Source organism: Paenibacillus andongensis, from assembly GCF_025369935.1.
GTDB lineage: Bacteria > Bacillota > Bacilli > Paenibacillales > NBRC-103111 > Paenibacillus_E > Paenibacillus_E andongensis.
Map to the genome: position 1 here is coordinate 3,889,958 of NZ_CP104467.1, position 18,366 is coordinate 3,908,323.

Here is an 18,366-nt window from a genome sequence, read left to right on the forward strand (position 1 = left end):
CACCCCCCTAACATTTTTCAGATACTTGCGGAACCGTTTGCCAATATCGTTGGATGCCGTTTTGTTTACTTACTTTCAGGCTAGGTTTCGTTTCGTGATTATTTTGCATTGAACCACCCTCCTGTAAGTTACTAATATCATTTAGACGTTCAACACTCATTAAAGTTCCATCATTTTACAGAATTTCAGTCTTTTTCATTTCACTCTACTGCCCGTTAATCAATTGTCAACCAAGGTGCACTCCTCCAGATAGCTTTCCTGGCAACAAAAGTTGTTTTTTCATTAATATTAATGAACATTTCAGTAGGATAATCCTTATATATTTGAGACAAATTTTCAGGCAGAATCGTTGCATCAAATTCCCATTTGTCTTCATTTTCCCCACATATTAAAGCTTCCCAAGGTCTTCCGTCCGTAGCTTCGTTTGTGAAATATACTCCACTTTCTGTAAATTCCTTTGAGAACTTTTCCATCATTGCCCATATGAGCGATTTGTGTTCATCTTTTAGCTGTCCAATTCGATTTTCAATTTCTACTGTCAAGAATAGTAAACTAACTTCTAACCAAGTATCTTGGAGTTCTTTCCTTACCTCTGGGGTCCACCCCGTCACATATGGTCGAATACGAAGTTGGTCCCCATCATTATGGAATAACTGTTCTTCTGCGTCACCACCAAGCCACGTAGTGTGTAATAGTTCCCATTCCTGCTCAGTTGTGAAGTATTTAGAGTCCAGTCCCAGAGATTCTAACACTTCTGCAAATCGCTTTATAACGCACTTGAAATTTTTCCGGGTTACTCTTGATATAAGTTTGTATTTGAGAATATTCGGACATTAAAACACCTCTTGTCTGGTTTCTAATACCCATAATTATAATGCTATTTCGTCATTAAGCTATCCTGCCCGTTACTTCAACAGGCTGCCGAGTAAGCCGGCAGCCTGTTGTTATTGTGCTATCGTTTGCGTTAGCGGAATGAACGACTGCCGCCCCTCTGACCTCTTCGGTGTTTAAGATTCATGTTAAATCATATCAACTTCATTAATTTCATATCGTCAGCCATACCATAATTTTGACCCGAATTTTCGTAATAGTATGTATAGTAGCAGTACCATTCCGAAAACAATTACCGTGGAGAAGATAAAATTCATCATTGAAAAATCCATGGTTATATCATTATCAAGAAAGTCTGTTTGCATTTCGAAACGATCTGGAAATCCACCCTCATATCCTGTAATTCCTGATTTTATAAGATCCTGCTTTATAAATGAGATAGGAAATCCAAATTGAGCATTTTTCATATCTTCGTAACTTTGTACTTTTGTTGGCACACCAAAAGCAGACAATAAAACTATCCCGATACTCAATAGAATCAATACACAGGATACGAACAAGGAGATAAACAGTTTTTTAGTCATACATTCCACCTTCGCATTTACTACATGCAACTTATGAGAAGCCCACTGGCAACTCCTGGTAGTAGTTCGACATTGCACTAACGTTCGCCGTTAGTTTAATCATTTTTTTGATTTAACATATAGCGGTACATGATAATTCCACTCGACTTCAGTGAGAACTCGGTTTTACTTAATCTCATCCGTATAGCTTTTCATCTTTAGTCCGGTTCTTCTTATATAGATGGAGATGTCGGCCTTAAGCACTGCGCGCTTGAACTCTTCGTTCCAGTTTTGACGTACTTTTTTGAAAGCGGCCGTATCTTGTCTGTACATATCTTCACCGAATCCAAAAATATCAGATCCGTATTCGACCTGCACCTTCTTCATGGTACTCTCTATGGATGCTTTTAATTTAAGTTCAGCCAATTGTTCCAGTTTTTTGAATGTTTGAGGCTTGGATAAATCGGCTTTGCATGAAATCCCCTCAACGATGCCGTTGATGAATACTTTAACGGTTACGATAGGGGTGCCGGCACTGTAAAACGCCTTTATTTTTGTTCCTGAATCATAAACACTGACATCAAAATGCCCTTTGTCTTTACAAGGTACCGTCACTACAGTGTTTTTAATCATGTTCTGTGTCCATAAGTAGTTGCGCGTATCATCTAAATTGAGGAGTCCGACAAGTTTCTGTTTGTTAAACACGCCTAGTCCCGACAAGATCACATTATTACGAATGATAACGGATTTTAAATTCTCATCTTTCGAGCCTGTTTTCACATTCCCTTGGACGGTAACCGTTTCGATGACAGGGTCCCTTCCTTCAGATGTGAACGCTTCGATCATGTCTTTCATCTTGACTTGCGGAGCTCCTCCCCAATCATTATTAAAATTATCGCTTTGCCGAAACAATTTGGTCGAGGGTGAAATACCTCCCGGTATAAGAGTAGAGATGACTTCCAAAGCGGTGCCGCGAGTAACTAAGACCATGTTGAAATCGTCCCGCAGTTCCCAATCTCTTTCCAGAAAATCCAAAAAATCCAGATTGCCCTCGCGGGCCACTTCCTCGTTCAGTGCAAATACTCGAACATGCGAATAAATCAATTTTCGAGGAAGCCCTGCATTCATTTTGCGGCGTATTTCCTCTACCGAATTCCCTTCCTGACTATAAACGATAGCTGGAATAGAACCTCCCCCTGATTTTTTGCCCATTTCCGTCGGATTAATAATTTGTACGGAAAGCTTCCATTTCATGTTCTCGCCTTTATCCAATGCCATCCCAAATACTACAAATAAATTGTTCAATTCAACTGTGGCACATCCTGACAATAGGATTAGCAGTGCTATTCCCGATAATAGAGAACGTTTCGTATTCATTGCTGGAGGCCCCTCAATCTTTTGTTTTTTTGTTCATTTTGTAAAGCGGCGATTTTGTTTTTAAGAAGAAGCTTCTTTGGAACATTTTCGGATAAGGCAGACGAATCCATACCCCGATAATATCCCGTCGAGAGGAAGGCGCTAATGGTGTTAAGTAAGGAATTCCCAGCGAATTTAGCTTTACTAAATGAATCATGATGAGAATTAAACCGAACCCGATACCGTATAAACCCAATGCAGCACTTAATAGGATTAACATGAAACGAAGCAAACGAAGAGTAAGTGCCATGGAGTATACCGGCACGACAAAACTGGCAATTCCTGTAAGTGAAACGATAATGACCATAACACTCGACACGATACCAGCTTCGACTGCAGCCTGTCCGATTACCAAAGTACCAACAATGGACACCGCATTGCCGACAGCTCTCGGCATACGTATTCCAGCTTCCCTGAGAATTTCAAAGGTGGTTTCCATAAGCAGTACTTCGATGACGGTAGGGAAAGGAACCAATTCCCGTTGTGAAACAATCGTGATTAACAACAAGGACGGTATCAGCTCTTGATGATAGGTCGTGACTGCCAAATAAAACGCTGGCAATATCGTAACAAGAAAAAGCGAAATGAAACGAATCAAACGGATGAACATTGACATTAGGTATGATTGATAATAATCTTCCTGGCTTCGGAAAAAATCGTTGAACACGGCTGGAGCTATAATCGCAAACGGGCTTCCATCCACGATGACAACTATCTTCCCTTGGATTAGGCTACCGGCTGCAGTATCAGGTCTTTCTGTGTTAAGAAACATAGGGAAAGGCGAATACATATTGTCGCTTAGCGATTCTTCGAGAACAGACGAATCCATCAACGCGCCAATTTGCAGCCGCTGTAGACGGAGGCGCAATTCCGCCACGATGTGCTCGTTTGCAATATTTTGCATGTAAGCCATGACAACCGAGGTATTCGTATCTTTGCCTAGCTGTAGAAATTCGAATCGAAGAGCGGTATGTTTGATCCGGCGCCGGACAAGGGAAATATTTGTTTGCAAATTTTCCGTGAACGAATCTTTCGGACCACGGATGATGGTTTGCGTTGTAGGCTCTTCGATGCTTCGGGACTTGAGATTAACAATTGAAAGAGCAAGAGCTTTATCAATTTGATCGAAGAATAATAAAGCATATCCGTCCAATAGGCATGATAAAGCTTTCTCAAGTTCGGTTACGATAAGATAAGAAAATCCCGGAAACAGCTGCATTCGGAAATGCTCCAAGTCATTGAAATCTTGGGATGCATGGGCAGGAGACAGTAACGGCTGTCTGATGGTGTCGATTTCTTGCGCGTTAGTCATACTATCGAGAAAGCATATTAAGGCGCTTTGCCTGTCCACAAGCGTCCGGTCGAAGCGAATGTCAAGGGTATTGCCGAACGCCGTTTTGAGATTATCCAGATTCGTTTCCAATATGGGCGATAAGGGAGCATTGTTCATTCCTTCGGGAAGCAGCGAGTTTCTCGTCGTTGCTTGATCTGTATTATTCATCGGAAAGTCCCACCTTACTATTTATTGCCTGCAGCTACCCGTTTTCTAGTTCTCCACATTACGATTCCGCATAATACGCATGGAAAAGCGATTTGAAACGGAATATGAAGGATATAGGGAACGAGTTTAATGCCTTCATAAACGTGTTCGGCAAAATTATGGGAAACTACAACAGACAAGACCGAAAGGATCAACCCAATTGGAATGACAAACAATTGATATCGTACGTTCGTCAAATGTTCCAATCCCTTTAGTCCGCCGTAAAAGAAGACGGACACTTTGATCACGATGCCCAGCATCACGATGAATGTCGCTAGCGCATCAATACGTTCAATAAAATATCCTATGGTTAAAATGCGTGCGGCGCTAAGCAATGGGAAATTTGCCCTTGATCTTGCATCTATGCCAATCGTGCCGATTTGGATAATACAAGAGAAAACTATAACAAAAGAACTAGCCAAGATAGCAAACACACCGACGCGCCGAGCTTTCGAGAACTGCGAGGCGAACGGAATGAACATTGTGAATGCGATCAACTCACCAAACGGAAAAGTAATCACGCTCGGGAACGCAGCTTTAATAATCGGTCCGATACCTTCGCCCATAACGGGCAACAGTCTTTTAAACAAGACGTCCCCGTCGGCAATTAAAAGAATGCCGATCAGAAATAAAAAACCCATCAAGAGCGGAGCAAATAACTCTCCGATCCGACCAATGATTTGAATCCCCGAGCTTGTAAGGTACATACAAAGGATATAAAAGAAAAGATGCAAGATCTCAACTGGCATCTGGGTCAAGAGTGTGGTTTTCATGATCTCGATTAAGTCACGATCTACCCGTATGCAAATGTAGAAGAAATATATAACATAAAGGTAAATAAATACGGCCGCAATTGGCTTACCCATGGCAAATTCCATGATTTGAAAGAAATTCCGTTCTGGCAGCCGAAGCATAAACCCGAAGTAGATCAGCAGAAGAGCGACTCCCACAGCAGACGACAGTAAGATCGAAATCCATGCGTCCTGTTTAGCATCGCTGCCGATGCCGAAAATGATGGCGCTGCCTGTTTCAAATGTAACCATCAGCAAAAATAGTTGCGATAGAGATATTTGCTCACGACTTGGATTCATTGCGGTTTACCGATCGAAATTTTTTGATGTCCATAAATAGACTTACGACCAATGCTATAACTAATTGCAGGAGCAGGATGGGCCTCCCGAAGCTCGTGTGAATGCTTGCCAATTCCAGATAAGATTGAAGCAAAGATTTCTGGTAGATGGTTGCGTCGAAAAGAGCCAAAACCGTAATGAGGCTTAAAAATACAAATATTAACGTCAAAGAAACCAAGTGGGAACGACTCCTTTTGGTACATTTTAGTTTATGATGTTCATTTTGGAAAATTTTTATTCGACAATCAGACTTGGTCTGTGAGAATTGAAACATAATGATCATTAAATCCACCTATTAGCGTTAAGAACCAAGTTGCTGAAGGATGAAGATGATTATTTTAAGATTACGATAATGCCCGCATTGTTCTCCAATGGCAAAATATGAATAAGTCCAGTTCTTATACTATGTGATAAGTCCACCTCAGTATCCTGCCCGTTAGCTGAATGCCCAAAAGTATATATTTGGGTCTTGTCGGCAATCGGACTATATTCTTGGCCTAGATCGGCAATCGGAACATATTCTTGACATCGAGAAATGACAAGAATATGTTCCGATAAAATAAAAAAGCCGCCATTTTGGCGGATATTAATCGGACTATATTCTTGTCATTCGACACCCATGTCTAAGTTTTAATATATTGTTACACATTATATAATGTGTATTTTTGATCATCAAATAATAAGTTCGTTCTAAAAGTCTCTCGTGTCACTCTCATAATAATATTATATACAGCTCTTTTTTTGTCAAAAATAATAAGATGCCTTTTGAATACCTTCCCTGTATGTCAGTAATAAAAAACCACTGATTCATTTTGATCAGTGGTTCTTAAACTTGAATTCATCGGTTAATCCAGGCTTTTTCCAATGTTTATTATAAGGGTAAACACTTCATCAATATCAACAACCCTGCCGAACTTGATCCGTATAACTCTCAAAACGTTCGTTGATCTATGAATGATCGCCGCACCCCGTTCTTTTAATAAAATGTTTTCTCTTTCTGACTAGTTGCGTGTATATATTTAATAGTAAGCTTCCATAAGACTTTCCCAAGCCAAAACATTAACACACCAATCACAATAGAAATTGGCAAGAACTGCATTATGCTTGGTGTAAATGCTCCCATTTCGATTGTTATTCCGGCAATATCATATCCCATAAGATACCCGACAAATTTAACAATTCCGCCTATCGGCGTAATAACTCCACCAATCATTAAAGCAATGGAAAGAGTACTGATGAAAGGCAAAAGTAACATACCGTTGAAGCCTGCAAAGTTGTTACAAAATGCAAATATTGCGCCGAATTTACGCCAACTAAATTTACTATTCTTTGAAATGGCTTCACCTAAGTATGCTTTCGCTAATTCTTTTGGGTTTCCTAACCGTTCGATGATTTTCTCAGAAGATACACCATTATTTTGTAATTCAAGCATTAAACTTTTGATTTCTTTTAAAATGTCAATACGCTCGGAATCGGACATAGATTTCAAATACTTTTCAATTTTTATAAAATAGTCATTTATAATTTTATCCATAATTTAACTCCCCTTTAATTTCTGATATAGCTGTTAATAAATTATCCCATTCTAAGGACATCGCGCTTAAGTATTCGTTTCCTTTTTCTGTAAGGGTATAATATTTTCTCGGGGCAAGCCCTCTGTACTTTCCACTACTTCATGTAAATTCAGTACCAACAACCGCCGAACGCAAGCAGAAACAGCGGACAATGTACGCAATAGGGGCGCAAGACCCCTTGTATTGCGCGGGTTTTCCAGGCGCGTTTTGAGGGGAGCAAGGTTCAAAAAGTTGCCGCCATAATTCCATAAAAGCCCCAAATTTATTTTTAGAAGTAAGTTGGGGCTATGACAAAATTTATCCGTTTATTCCATTTATTCCGTTTTACCTTTTTGCTTACTTGTTAAATTCAGCAAGTAAAATATTTTTAAAAGGATTAGGACTGTTATCTCTACCCAAACTGTTCAAACTGACGACCAACGTATGATTGCCTCCAAGTGTACCTCCAGCAATCGTAGAAAACCCTAGAATGCCACCTGTGTGTCCCCATATCGAGACACCATTTGAAAGCTTAATTTCAGAGATTCCAAGACCATATCCTTCGATTCCATGTATTCCTACAGGAACTGTAGTAAGCATTTGTTTTAGTTGCTCTTTCTTCAGTAATTTGCCACCGAGCAAGTAAGAGAAGAATTTATTTAAATCGTCAGCATCAGAAATCATATCTCCAGCTGAGCTACCTGCACTTGGATTATAATAAGTTACGTCTTTTATCTCACTTGCTTCGTCTGGCTGGGAATATCCCCGGGCATGCTTGGTGCCTGGAATAACGCTTGAATTACCAGGTAGGAATGTATCCAACAATTCCAGCGGTTCAATAATCCGATTTTCAATCTCTTCCGCGTAGCTGTTTCCGGTTACTTTTTCAATAAGAATACCCAGTATTACGTATCCTGTGTTTGAATAAGACCAGCCCTTTCCTGGGACAAAGTCTGGGGGCAGAGAAATCCCCAACTTCACTAATTCTTCAGCCGTATACGATTTTTTTGTATCCATAAAATTTACGTCTTTGGATCTTGAGTATTCAGCGATACCACTTGTATGGTTCAATATTTGCCGTATTGTAATCTGTTTACCATTATATCCGTTTTCTTGAATGAGACCAGGCAGCCATTTTTCGATGGAGTCGTCTAGATTCAAGAGGTTCTCTCCAGCTAATTGAAGTACAACTGTTGCGGTGAACGTCTTCGTCACACTGCCAATGCGAAAGCGATAATCTGTTTCCATTGGTTTCTTGGTGCTCAGATTCGCTACCCCAGTGGCATAACCCCACTTTTTTCCACCCTCAGAAGTTTTAGCAAGTATCCCCGGGAATCCAAGTTGCAATGTATCCTGCATAGCTTGCTTGACGGAATTATGATCTTGTTGAGTGCTTGTTTGTAAAGAACTAGATTCATTTTGAGTAGGCTCTGCTTTTACAATTGAGGTTGGCGATGTGTATAGCAAGGAACTTCCAGATATTAAAAGGGCCAGACTTGCAAATGTAATTTGACTACGTACTTTCATAAGGCATTCCTCTTCTCTATTCATATTATTTTGGCCAAGAGCGCTTTGATCAGATACATCATTGAAGTTATCTTTTCATCCAAAGCGTAGTAGTTTTTTCATTTCTATGTTCCCATACCGTTTTAGTTGACCGATTTAGAGGATTGGAGATTTTGTCCATTGCCCGTATATACATATTTTTGAGGCGGTAGCAATCCAAATCCTAGAGCGGGTAAATCAATCAGGGGTGACCGTTATTGCAAACCATCTTCTTCATTTTTAATTCCTCCTCGTATTCCTTCTAGATGGACTTACTGAATTCATCATACAAGGAAGAACGCTGTTAGAATGAAAAGCGCCCTGAAACGCAAAAAACAATCCCTAAACAACAGGTTGTTTAAGAATTGTTGGTATAAAATGGTATTAGCGCCATATTATTAAATACTTTATGTTTCGTTTCAATGGTCATATGACCACCGTACTTGTCGCAGATTCTAGCTATGTTCGTTAATCCAATACCATGAAATTCCGGGTTTGATTTTTGACTGTTTAAGTGGGCAAGTTCATTCTCCATATGATTCATGATGTGAATGAGAAGGGTAGACTCGGTAGCATGTATTTTTATCAGAATGTACCTATCTTCTGCGATTTTTAACTTTTTAGAAGCCTCTATTGCGTTATCTAGCATATTTCCAATGACAACACATAAGTCATAACGGTCAATATGGACTACTTGTGAACATAAGTTAATCTTTGTATCTATTCTTATGCCATTGGCTTGTCCAATATTAAGAATGTTTGTGACAAGGGCATCAATAACCAGATTCCCCGTGTTAACCCGTTGATAGGCCCCCTCGACTTTATTTAATGTCGTCTTAATATGTTCCAGAGCAGTTGTTAACTCATTTCGCTTAATACACTCTTCAATATACAAAAACTGCTGATTCGTATCATGAATGATTCTTTTAATGGATTTGAAGCTGTGAACGACTTTTTCGTAATTCGCATCCTGATAGTCCATCTGATGTTGCAACTGTGTATTCTCATGCATGAATTGAAATTTATCAATGACCGTATCAAAAATATAGAAAATCATAACGTTTAAAAATAGTAATACAATGACGGATATGAAAGAATAGGCGTCCTTATAAGTTAGAATATTCAATTGGTTTATACTTACTATAGGAATAACCGAAAAAAATATGTAGTAACGATAATGCAAAGAGTAACTTCTACGTTTTGCAAGTAGACGTATGATCTGAATGATAGCAAACATGATCATGCAACTGAGTAAAATAGCTTTCGTGTAGGCTAATTGATCATGTTCATTTACAGGGTCAAAGCTAAACTCAACTGAATATAGGGTATAAAAAAAATAAAGGGATATAAAATTAACTAGAGATATTAAAACACCGTAAAACATAGAAAAAATGATCTTGTCTTTAATTTCTACTTGATAAGATTGTGCAAAACTAAATATCATGAGCAAGGATAGAATCAATGATAAAATAGGAGAGATGGGAATAACCAGATACAGGTAAGCAAGCAACCCAAACGTAATGAAATAAATGAACCGGTTATGTTTTTTAGCTGATTTATCAAACACCGAGTTGAAGAAAAAATTAATTTGAACGCCCATCACAAGTACAATGCTAAAGACAATAGGAAAATTATTTTGAATCATATCAATCGACCTTCGTAATCATAAATTTGGTGTAAGTATCTTTAACCTCTTTAATTTTAGAACGACCTATGGGTAATTCCAACCCATTGGACATTAGAACAACTCCGCTAGCAAATTTCTTCACATGAAGCAGATTAATAATAATAGAACGATGGATTTGCAAGAAGTTACAGTCTTTCAAGGCCAAAGCATAATCTGAAATGATGCCTTTGCTTTCATATGTTTGATTAGTGGTCGTAAAATGTAGTTTGCTTTTTATAGTTAAGCTTTTGGCAGCTTCAATACTAATGAGGTCATCATATTTTAAAACGATTTCTTCATAGGTTGATTTGATAACCATAAACTTTTTATCAAGTGCTTGAAAGTATTGGCATATCTTGATCATTTTCTCCTCCAAGATCGAAGGAGCAATGGGTTTTATCAAATACTGGAATGTCATGACATCAAAACTTTCAACCATATATTCAGGATAGCTTGTCAGAAAAATAATTTGTTCATCCAGGTTATTTAACCCTCTTATTTTTCGGGCTGTTTGAATCCCGTTCATCCCCCCCATTTCAATATCCAAAATTAAAATATGGAATGGAGTTTCATGACGCTCATAATCGGATACCAATTGCTCTCCCGAGTCGAATAATTCAATTTCAAAATCTATATTTGTCTTTATCGACAAAGTAATTAGGATGCTTTTAACAAGCTCTCTTTGTTTTTCCTCATCATCGCAAATAGCCACTCTATACAAAAATGATACACCTCTCATTTCCAGTACCTTTATTCTAAAACTCTATATAAGCATGATACAACCTTTTGACCTTGTATAGATAGCTTTTGGATGAAATGCAGATTAAAATCCCTCAACACCAAATGAACGAGATTCTATTCCGGAGGTGTTTTGAATGTCTTTTACTCCTCAAAAATCAAATATAAGGACTCACTAATATTAACACATATTGGAACTATCCTGCCCGTTACTTCAATGGAAAAGGCAGCCGATCGTATACCAGCTGCCGTCATCTCGCGATTGAACTATAGTGTATTCCGTTAGCCATCCATGTCCCTCACGGGACACCACCAGAATAATGAAAATTCGATTGGTGATCGGCTACTTTCAGGGTAGTTTAACAAAAGTCTGCCATGGATTGCCTGCCTCGCCTACTTCTTATTCCACGGTAATTGTCGTGTGCACTTCACCGTTATAATGGCTATCTATAACTTTCTCTGTTAGCGAAAAGTCGCTTCTGGCTGTGATTAGGTACGTTCCTGCTGGCAGTATCAATAAAATTTCTTCCAGAATCCTGCATCAGGGTCATTAGCGGAGTAGCTACCGCTTTTAAAAAAAGGATATTCGTGTGTTTCTCCTTGACTCAATTTCGTAGCGGTCACTTCTGCCGTATTCACGCTCTCCATCTTAATCTTTTTGCCATCTGTCACGGAAAACAGAATGTATGTATGACCGCCCCAGATAAAGATTGACTTGTTGTTTCCAATGTAAGTGAGCGATGCAGAGTAAACGATAGGTTCGCCTACTTTGAATTTCGTCTTCTCAATGTTCAGTTTCATCTCGAATTGGTCATCTTTGTGAATAAGCTTTGGCTCAGCCATAAACTTCTTAATGGCGGGGTCCAATGTTGATGGCTCCTGCGTCTTACCATTTTGGCACCACAGGCGGTAAATAGAAGGGTTACTATCAGAAACACAAGATTCACCTTTATGAATTGTTTCATAAACACTCACCTCCTAGGTGCTTAATAAGCATCATTGATTAGTAGACGTCAAAGGGGGCATGATTGTTCCAATAAATATTGGAAGTAGAGTAAAGGGCTGGAGATCCCAGCCCCTCCTCATCAAACCGTACATGCAGTTTTCCCGCATACGGCTTTCCGACGTTCTTCATCCAGGGCAGTACGGTTTTACCCAAGTGCATAATGTTTTCAGTCCTGTACGTTGAAGCAGAATATGCATTTCTGACCAATTCCGCTTGCGCTTCCTATGTTTGTTATTCCAGAACAGTCTCAATCTCCTCAGGATGTACCAGTCCACTTTCGCAAGGAAACGGTTTGCCATACTTCGATCTACATCCAGATGAGCGTAGAAGTTACGCCACCCTTGGATCATAGGATTCAGTAGCCCAACCATTTGCTTTAACGGCCAGTTTAACCGTCCTCGGGATGCCGTTTCTTCGTTCAAACGAGTACGCATCTTCTTCATCGCTTTCTTCGATGGAAAGCTTCGAAGTCTATACATAACCCCCTTTTTATGGAGATGCGGCATCTTCCTATGGTGAAAGCCAAGAAAGTCAAACCCATCCTGATTCTTCCATAGACATACTAACTTTGATTTGGATGTGTTCATGGTCAACTCTAGTTTTCCGAAGATAGCCTTGAGTACATGAATAGCTTCGAGTGCCTGCGGTTTGTACCGGCATAGAATGACAAGATCGTCTGCATACCTTACTAGCTTGCCCAGATGAGAGAATTGTTTCTCCCATATCGTATCGAGGTAGTTGAGATAAATGTTGGCGAGAAGAGGAGATATTACACCGCCTTGTGGGCTACCGATCTCCGTTTTGTGCCATACGCCATCCTTCATAACGCCTGCTTCAAGCCACTGTCTAATTAACTTTAGAATGCGCCTGTCGCAGATGCGTTCTTCGACCAGTTTCATCAGCTTGCTGTGGGAGATATTATCGAAGTAGCCTGTTATATCTACGTCGACCACCCAGTTGATGACGCCCCAATTGATGCTTTCCCGGATGCTCTTTATAGCGTGGTGAGCCGACCGTTTGGGGCGAAATCCGTAAGAGCAATCTTTAAAATCTGATTCGAATATACCTTCGATCACCAGTTTGGTTGCCATCTGAACAGTCCGGTCACGGACTGTTGGAATACCCAAGGGACGTGCCTTTCCGTCCGGCTTCGGAATCTCTTTCCGTTTGACCGGAGAAGGTCGGTATTCCCCATTCATTAGCTGTTGCCTGATCTCTTCGATGAAGGATTCTTCGCCAATCTCTCGGACGATGAATTCGATTGATTGTCCATCGATGCCGGCACTTCCACGATTGGTTTTCACTCTTCTCCATGCTTCTTGCAGGATATCTTTCCGGAATACTTTGTCGTACAGCGCATGAAACTTACGCTTTGGGTTCTCCTTAGCCGCAAGATAGAGGGTATTTTGGAGTTGTCGAGCGTTTTCATTGGTGGCGTTAGCCGTGTATTCGGCATTCACTTGCTCTTACCTCCTTGATATCCCGTAAACGAAGTGGGGTATTGCCTTTCGGCGCCCTTCCCTCCCCGGGGTTATGTTGTCCGCCGGATCATTGGTAGTATGGCCCCCTCCGACTCCCTTCCCGCAGCTCGCCATTTCACCTTTGGGGCTTATAGGTTTGCTTGTTACGAAAAAAAAAACTTCGTGCGGGGGAGGGTCTCCCTAGTTCCAAACACAACTGTCTCTGCATGCCGATCCCTTTACACCGGAGGGTTCTTTTGCGCTGCATTCCAAGATCTTTGCGCGTTCCATGGCCTTCGCCGGGGCAGTCGTGGCTCGGCTCCCTCTTATCCCTCCCGGGTTCAGTTTCACGATGCGGTAGGATTCATTTTCATTACGGCCTGCAGATTTGCTTCATCGCGCGAGGCGCGACTTTTCACAGGGCTTCAGCCGCCGGATTTCGCCGACGTCTGCCTGCTAGCTACGGGGCGGCTTGGACCTTACCCCGACTGAACTTGCATCAGTAAGTTGTGCCTAGCTTGGCTAGGCGCGCACTGTCCGTTACTTGAATGAACAAAAAGAGGAGCTTGCGAAGAAAGCCCCTCAACTATCGTTTTCCGTTAGCGTAGTGATACACCATCTTTAATGATGCTTTTCCAGCTTTATTCGTAAATAGCATCTGTGGTTGAACCGTCTTCGTATAAATAGTTCACGTGAATCCATTTATCTTTATCTTTATTTTTTGTGTACCACAATGCAATTCTTTCAACTTTGCCTTCATTAGACCAATGAATGAAAATCTGAGCTTTAATGTCTCCTTGTTCAAGACCCTTAACGTCAATTTTGTTTAAATCATCGTATTTATATCCTTGGATCGGCGATATATCATATCTCCAAACCGCTTGTTGTGAATCATCATTCGTCCGTTCTACGCTTGGTTCGCCTAAAAGACCTTTTACATAATTTCTGTCCACTCCGTTAGTTATGCGGTATTGGACCAGCCAAACCTTTTTTGTTACTACGTCAACATTAGTTGGCTCATTCATAATCGAAATCACATTGTCTTTGTCTGCATACCTTATTCCAAGACCCAAGCTTTCTGCTACAAAACGTACAGGTACGTAAGCATGACCGTTATAGTTTAATACCGTATATTCACTGTCGATTTCTTTGTTTTGTCCATTCACTTCGAATTTCGCAGGAAACAAATACGCTTGAATTGTGTCTGAGGCATAAACAGCAGTTGTCGCGGTTAAACCAATTCCGCAAATTAGACCTAAAACAAACTTTTTCAAAATTCATCACTCCCAATGTTCATTCTAACGAATTAGACGAAGCAAATAAGTAATAAGTTATCATTGAAATTGGAATTTTTTACAAAACTTCTATTGGTACGATATTCCACTAATCTGCCCGTTACTTCAACGAACAAAGCAGACTGCCGTGGCAGTCTGCTCAACTTAACTATCGTATCCGTTTGTTCAATAAGAAAAACACCACAGATACTCTGTGGTGTGGAATATACCCCAAAACCGTAATTTAAAGACTCATTTGATTCCTTGCACTTTCTCCCTATTACTGGGTGAATCTAACCGTTGCTTGGCTACTACATAGTGCTGTTACGAGAGGGCCAGCGGTACACTAAAACGTAACTAATACATTTAAATCAAAAGTACCAGTTCCAGCTACTTGAACTGTGCCGTCACCTACCTTACGTGAACTTCCTACAATTCTTAGATTACCTGGATTATCTTTATCCGTAGGTGTTAATTTCCAATCATACACAATATCTCTATCCCTACCTGTACACAGCCCAGAGCACTCTAAATCAGCATCTGCAAAGTACACTCCTGGGGATCTCCTTTTAATTCCTGGAGCTCTTAGATGTGAATCAGAGCAACAAGAGTTAGGTTGACCTCTTCGACGGCGTTTAAACACTATGAATCCGGTTACGCCGTTTGGCGTCTGGCTACTAGCAATGACAAAACCGTTTCTGAGTAGGCATCTTGCAGCCTGGAAAAGAGATTTTCCGATTACGAGAAGGCTTCCACAAGGGGCGGCGGATCCCACGATACTAACTTTCCGAATTCTACGTAATGACATAGGACGCAAGGGATTCTTTGCCCAAAATAAAAATACGATATCGTTCGATAGGGGGATACTTCTCCCATTCGACTTCTTCTTACTCCCGCCGCATTTACCACAGCCACATCGTAAGGCGTCAAAATGCATAGGATAAGAAAAGGGCAGGTCGAATGCAATCATTCGTCTGCCCTGTCTGAAGTTGAATTAATCAATAAATTGTTTGGTTTGACAGCATAATCAAACCAAATATCATGGATTTCTTTGATCAGTTTTAATTGTTGCACCAGAGCCAGATGTCCTACTGCAAGATAAGATTATAGTTTATTATTCAAATTGCTTGTTTCATATACCAGCATAGACCCGTGATCGTCATCCGGTACAGCATAAAGACGCAGCTCTTGACCGGTGTTCTCCACGAACACCGGATTACGGGTAATTACGTGTCCTTGCGGAGAAAACTCAGTGATGGGTACTTCATGAATCGTATCCAACGTTTTCGTGTCTATCAGGGCTAATCCACCCAGCTCGTACGGCTTGGAATTGCGGCCTGCAGGATTGACCAGCTCAGAGATACCGCTCAAAATCATTTTCCCTTCGCCTACATAATGACCATCTTGATAATCCACAAAGTGACTCGAGTTTTCTTTCACAAGCAGCTGCTGCCCATTTTGGTTCCATTCATAGAACTTGCGCGAACCCCAGCTGTTACCTATAAGCTTTCCATTTTGACCGTCACGGACCAATCCTCCGATATGATCATGGACTCGGAACGATTCTTCTGCTTTCATAGTCTTAGGATCTACTTTGTAAACAATAGATTGGCTGTTGGGTCGGTATTCGGCGACAGGTACCCAAATATTATTACCATCGAAATCAATACCGCCTGGGTGATAGATGTTCCCTTCACCCAAGGGCATATCATTCACAAGCTTCCCCTGTTTATCAAAAACAAACAGGTGACCGATTCCCTTTCCAGGAGTACGGTCATAACCGTGCTGGGGCTGGTCATATTTTACTGGCTTTTCGATAAGTTCAACCGAGGACAAATAGAAGAGGTCCCCGATTCGAACCATTCCTTGTGAGTGATAGTTGTTAAATTGTAGATCAATCTTATCTTTTTGCTCCCATTTCGTGTTGCGTGTAAGATTTCGGAACTGAGCGATGAGTTTATGGTTATCCATATGTGCTTGTCCTTCCACAGTTAGACTGGGTTTTATTGATTGTGCTTTTGTTTCTTGATAGTTCAAAATTTTCAACAAGGAAACCCCTTAAAGCTCTATCCCTGATAGAAATTCAGAATGAATCTTTCCGTTTGAAGCAACCAATGTGTCATGATGCAGCTGATATGGATTACCGTGATTGTCGGTTACTTGACCTCCTGCTTCACGAACAATCAACACACCCGCCGCAGTATCCCAGGGATGTAGACCACTATGCCAGAAGCCGGTCAACCTCCCCATGGCGACCCAGCACAAATCGAGACTGGCTGCCCCGTTCATCCGCAGATTGCGGCAGTTTCCCGTCAGCTTGTCCATCTGCTTCAAAAGATGAGAATTAGGTCCCCATTCCTCAGCCTGGAAGCCTGCGGCAAGCAAGGATTCGCCTAATCGTTTTTCTTTTCCCGCTTGGATGGGCTCACCGTTGCGGAAAGCTCCAAAATGTTTTCTGGCATGTAATAATTCATCCGTCAACGGGTTATAAACGACACCGATGAAAGGCTCCTGATCCCGAACAATGCCTATCGATACGGCAAAATGGGGAATTCCGTGGATAAAATTGGTAGTACCGTCGATCGGATCAATAATCCAGCCTAAGCCTGATCCCTTTTTCTGCAAGGCTTCATAGGAATTCACCGTACCGTTATCTTCTTCCGACAAAATCCAATGGTCACTGTAATCCTTTAAAATATGATTCCGCAATAATGATTCGCTGAGCATATCCACTTTGGTTACTAAATCGGAGCCGTTCTTTTTTTCCTGAATGTCTCCTAAATTGCCCATTCGCCCGCGAATGAGATCCCCCGCTTGTTTGGCATACGCTATGGCAGACTGTAGTAAGGTTTCTTCATTGGCTTGATTCATCATTCATTCATCCTTTACATATGCATCTTGGTTCAGGCTCTATCCGGAGAGGATTTCCATTTCGCTTGAAGCCGTTCGCGATCACCCTCTGAGAAGATCGAGGGAATCCATTTCTTTATAAGTTACTTAGAGCTCGATAAACGCTGAAACCGTTCGGGCCACTCCATTTTCGGATGGAAGTTGTACAGCAGTCATGAGTAAAAGAGCCGCGTTCACCCACTGCGGTTTAAACATAAGTGGTTTGCGCAACAGATAGTGCAGTGGGTCCACAGAAACTACCGCTCGCTTAGCTCTTTGTAGGTCATTTGAGAAATATGGCACTTTCGACCGTCCGACATATTTCAAAAATCATCATGGGCCAGTACCGGAATGCCGTCCTTCGTTACTCGCACGTCTTCTTCAACGATGTCCGCTCCGAGATTGAGCCCGATTTCAACGGACATCAAGGTGTTATCAATCGTTGCCAAATCCCTTTCCGCACTGAAAAATCTGCAGCTGCATGCAACCTGTATTCAGATCGCTGATCTTGGCGCGGTATACGATCACCAATCTTGTATGAAGAAAGATCGGTGTTGATTTCCAACGTTACGAGCGGTCCGATCGTCACAGAAGCTTTGTCTGCTGTGATGGCGCGAACGGCTCGGGTTACCATGCTCTCATCGTCATCGTCGATGTTAAAATAGGTGATCGACACCGGCTGATCGATAGTTTTCCTCTTGGCTGACTGAGGTGAAACTTATTGGAAATATGCATTTTCGAAGTAGCAGGCGTCA

The 18,366-nt window shown here is 41.1% G+C and carries 17 protein-coding genes; all 17 read right to left on the reverse strand.

Annotated features, from left to right (window positions below; genetic code table 11):
* Positions 1-215: 215 nt before the first annotated feature.
* The 17 genes from NYR53_RS17375 to NYR53_RS17455 all read right to left on the reverse strand — a co-directional run bounded on the left by NYR53_RS17375 (position 216) and on the right by NYR53_RS17455 (position 18,287).
* Positions 216-752 carry a hypothetical protein gene (locus NYR53_RS17375; protein WP_261300519.1) on the reverse strand — a complete coding sequence of 179 codons (537 nt, stop codon included), beginning with the start codon at positions 750-752 and terminating at the stop codon, positions 216-218.
* Between the two features lie 300 nt (positions 753-1,052).
* Positions 1,053-1,415, reverse strand: coding sequence for a hypothetical protein (locus NYR53_RS17380; protein WP_261300520.1), 363 nt, complete (start codon positions 1,413-1,415; stop codon positions 1,053-1,055).
* Positions 1,416-1,580: 165 nt separating this feature from the next.
* A complete protein-coding gene (locus tag NYR53_RS17385) occupies positions 1,581-2,771 on the reverse strand; it encodes a Ger(x)C family spore germination protein (RefSeq protein WP_261300521.1) in 1,191 nt (396 codons plus the stop codon).
* A 13-nt stretch (positions 2,772-2,784) separates the two neighbouring features.
* On the reverse strand, positions 2,785-4,311 hold the full coding sequence (locus NYR53_RS17390) for a spore germination protein (RefSeq protein WP_261300522.1): 1,527 nt from the start codon (positions 4,309-4,311) through the stop codon (positions 2,785-2,787).
* Between the two features lie 17 nt (positions 4,312-4,328).
* Positions 4,329-5,441 (reverse strand): GerAB/ArcD/ProY family transporter, encoded by a 1,113-nt coding sequence (locus tag NYR53_RS17395; protein WP_261300523.1) that lies wholly within the window; start codon positions 5,439-5,441, stop codon positions 4,329-4,331.
* Positions 5,442-6,456: 1,015 nt separating this feature from the next.
* Positions 6,457-7,014 carry a DUF1700 domain-containing protein gene (locus NYR53_RS17400; RefSeq protein WP_261300524.1) on the reverse strand — a complete coding sequence of 186 codons (558 nt, stop codon included), beginning with the start codon at positions 7,012-7,014 and terminating at the stop codon, positions 6,457-6,459.
* Positions 7,015-7,390: 376 nt separating this feature from the next.
* Positions 7,391-8,560, reverse strand: a complete 1,170-nt coding sequence (locus NYR53_RS17405; protein WP_261300525.1) for a serine hydrolase domain-containing protein — start codon at positions 8,558-8,560, stop codon at positions 7,391-7,393.
* Between the two features lie 376 nt (positions 8,561-8,936).
* The gene (locus NYR53_RS17410; protein ID WP_261300526.1) at positions 8,937-10,223 is read right to left on the reverse strand and encodes an ATP-binding protein; all 1,287 of its coding nucleotides are present in this window, start codon (positions 10,221-10,223) and stop codon (positions 8,937-8,939) included.
* Between the two features lies 1 nt (position 10,224).
* Complete coding sequence (locus NYR53_RS17415) at positions 10,225-10,965, reverse strand: LytR/AlgR family response regulator transcription factor (RefSeq protein ID WP_261300527.1); 741 nt, start codon at positions 10,963-10,965, stop codon at positions 10,225-10,227.
* A gap of 530 nt (positions 10,966-11,495) precedes the next feature.
* Positions 11,496-11,849: a hypothetical protein gene (locus NYR53_RS17420; RefSeq protein ID WP_261300528.1), complete on the reverse strand. Its 354-nt coding sequence runs from the start codon at positions 11,847-11,849 to the stop codon at positions 11,496-11,498.
* 264 nt (positions 11,850-12,113) lie between these two features.
* On the reverse strand, positions 12,114-13,448 hold the full coding sequence (gene ltrA / locus NYR53_RS17425; RefSeq protein ID WP_261300466.1) for a group II intron reverse transcriptase/maturase: 1,335 nt from the start codon (positions 13,446-13,448) through the stop codon (positions 12,114-12,116).
* A 641-nt stretch (positions 13,449-14,089) separates the two neighbouring features.
* A complete protein-coding gene (locus NYR53_RS17430; RefSeq protein WP_261300529.1) occupies positions 14,090-14,722 on the reverse strand; it encodes a stalk domain-containing protein in 633 nt (210 codons plus the stop codon).
* A gap of 346 nt (positions 14,723-15,068) precedes the next feature.
* Complete coding sequence (locus tag NYR53_RS17435) at positions 15,069-15,275, reverse strand: hypothetical protein (RefSeq protein ID WP_261300530.1); 207 nt, start codon at positions 15,273-15,275, stop codon at positions 15,069-15,071.
* 551 nt (positions 15,276-15,826) lie between these two features.
* Positions 15,827-16,693 carry a DUF6454 family protein gene (locus NYR53_RS17440; RefSeq protein ID WP_261300531.1) on the reverse strand — a complete coding sequence of 289 codons (867 nt, stop codon included), beginning with the start codon at positions 16,691-16,693 and terminating at the stop codon, positions 15,827-15,829.
* Positions 16,694-16,780: 87 nt separating this feature from the next.
* The gene (locus NYR53_RS17445; RefSeq protein WP_261300532.1) at positions 16,781-17,596 is read right to left on the reverse strand and encodes an inositol monophosphatase family protein; all 816 of its coding nucleotides are present in this window, start codon (positions 17,594-17,596) and stop codon (positions 16,781-16,783) included.
* A 338-nt stretch (positions 17,597-17,934) separates the two neighbouring features.
* Positions 17,935-18,036, reverse strand: coding sequence for a glycerophosphodiester phosphodiesterase family protein (locus NYR53_RS17450; protein WP_261300533.1), 102 nt, complete (start codon positions 18,034-18,036; stop codon positions 17,935-17,937).
* Complete coding sequence (locus NYR53_RS17455) at positions 18,036-18,287, reverse strand: hypothetical protein (RefSeq protein ID WP_261300534.1); 252 nt, start codon at positions 18,285-18,287, stop codon at positions 18,036-18,038. The genes NYR53_RS17450 and NYR53_RS17455 overlap by 1 nt, the downstream gene beginning before the upstream one ends.
* Positions 18,288-18,366 lie beyond the last annotated feature (79 nt).

Coding starts and splice junctions, on each gene's coding strand:
- NYR53_RS17410 (WP_261300526.1), bottom strand. CDS start 10,223: ATGATTCAAAATAATTTTCCTATTGTCTTTAGCATTGTACTTGTGATG.
- NYR53_RS17385 (WP_261300521.1), bottom strand. CDS start 2,771: ATGAATACGAAACGTTCTCTATTATCGGGAATAGCACTGCTAATCCTA.
- NYR53_RS17400 (WP_261300524.1), bottom strand. CDS start 7,014: ATGGATAAAATTATAAATGACTATTTTATAAAAATTGAAAAGTATTTG.
- NYR53_RS17450 (WP_261300533.1), bottom strand. CDS start 18,036: ATGTCCGTTGAAATCGGGCTCAATCTCGGAGCGGACATCGTTGAAGAA.
- NYR53_RS17440 (WP_261300531.1), bottom strand. CDS start 16,693: ATGGATAACCATAAACTCATCGCTCAGTTCCGAAATCTTACACGCAAC.
- NYR53_RS17445 (WP_261300532.1), bottom strand. CDS start 17,596: ATGATGAATCAAGCCAATGAAGAAACCTTACTACAGTCTGCCATAGCG.
- NYR53_RS17380 (WP_261300520.1), bottom strand. CDS start 1,415: ATGACTAAAAAACTGTTTATCTCCTTGTTCGTATCCTGTGTATTGATT.
- NYR53_RS17405 (WP_261300525.1), bottom strand. CDS start 8,560: ATGAAAGTACGTAGTCAAATTACATTTGCAAGTCTGGCCCTTTTAATA.
- NYR53_RS17390 (WP_261300522.1), bottom strand. CDS start 4,311: ATGAATAATACAGATCAAGCAACGACGAGAAACTCGCTGCTTCCCGAA.
- NYR53_RS17395 (WP_261300523.1), bottom strand. CDS start 5,441: ATGAATCCAAGTCGTGAGCAAATATCTCTATCGCAACTATTTTTGCTG.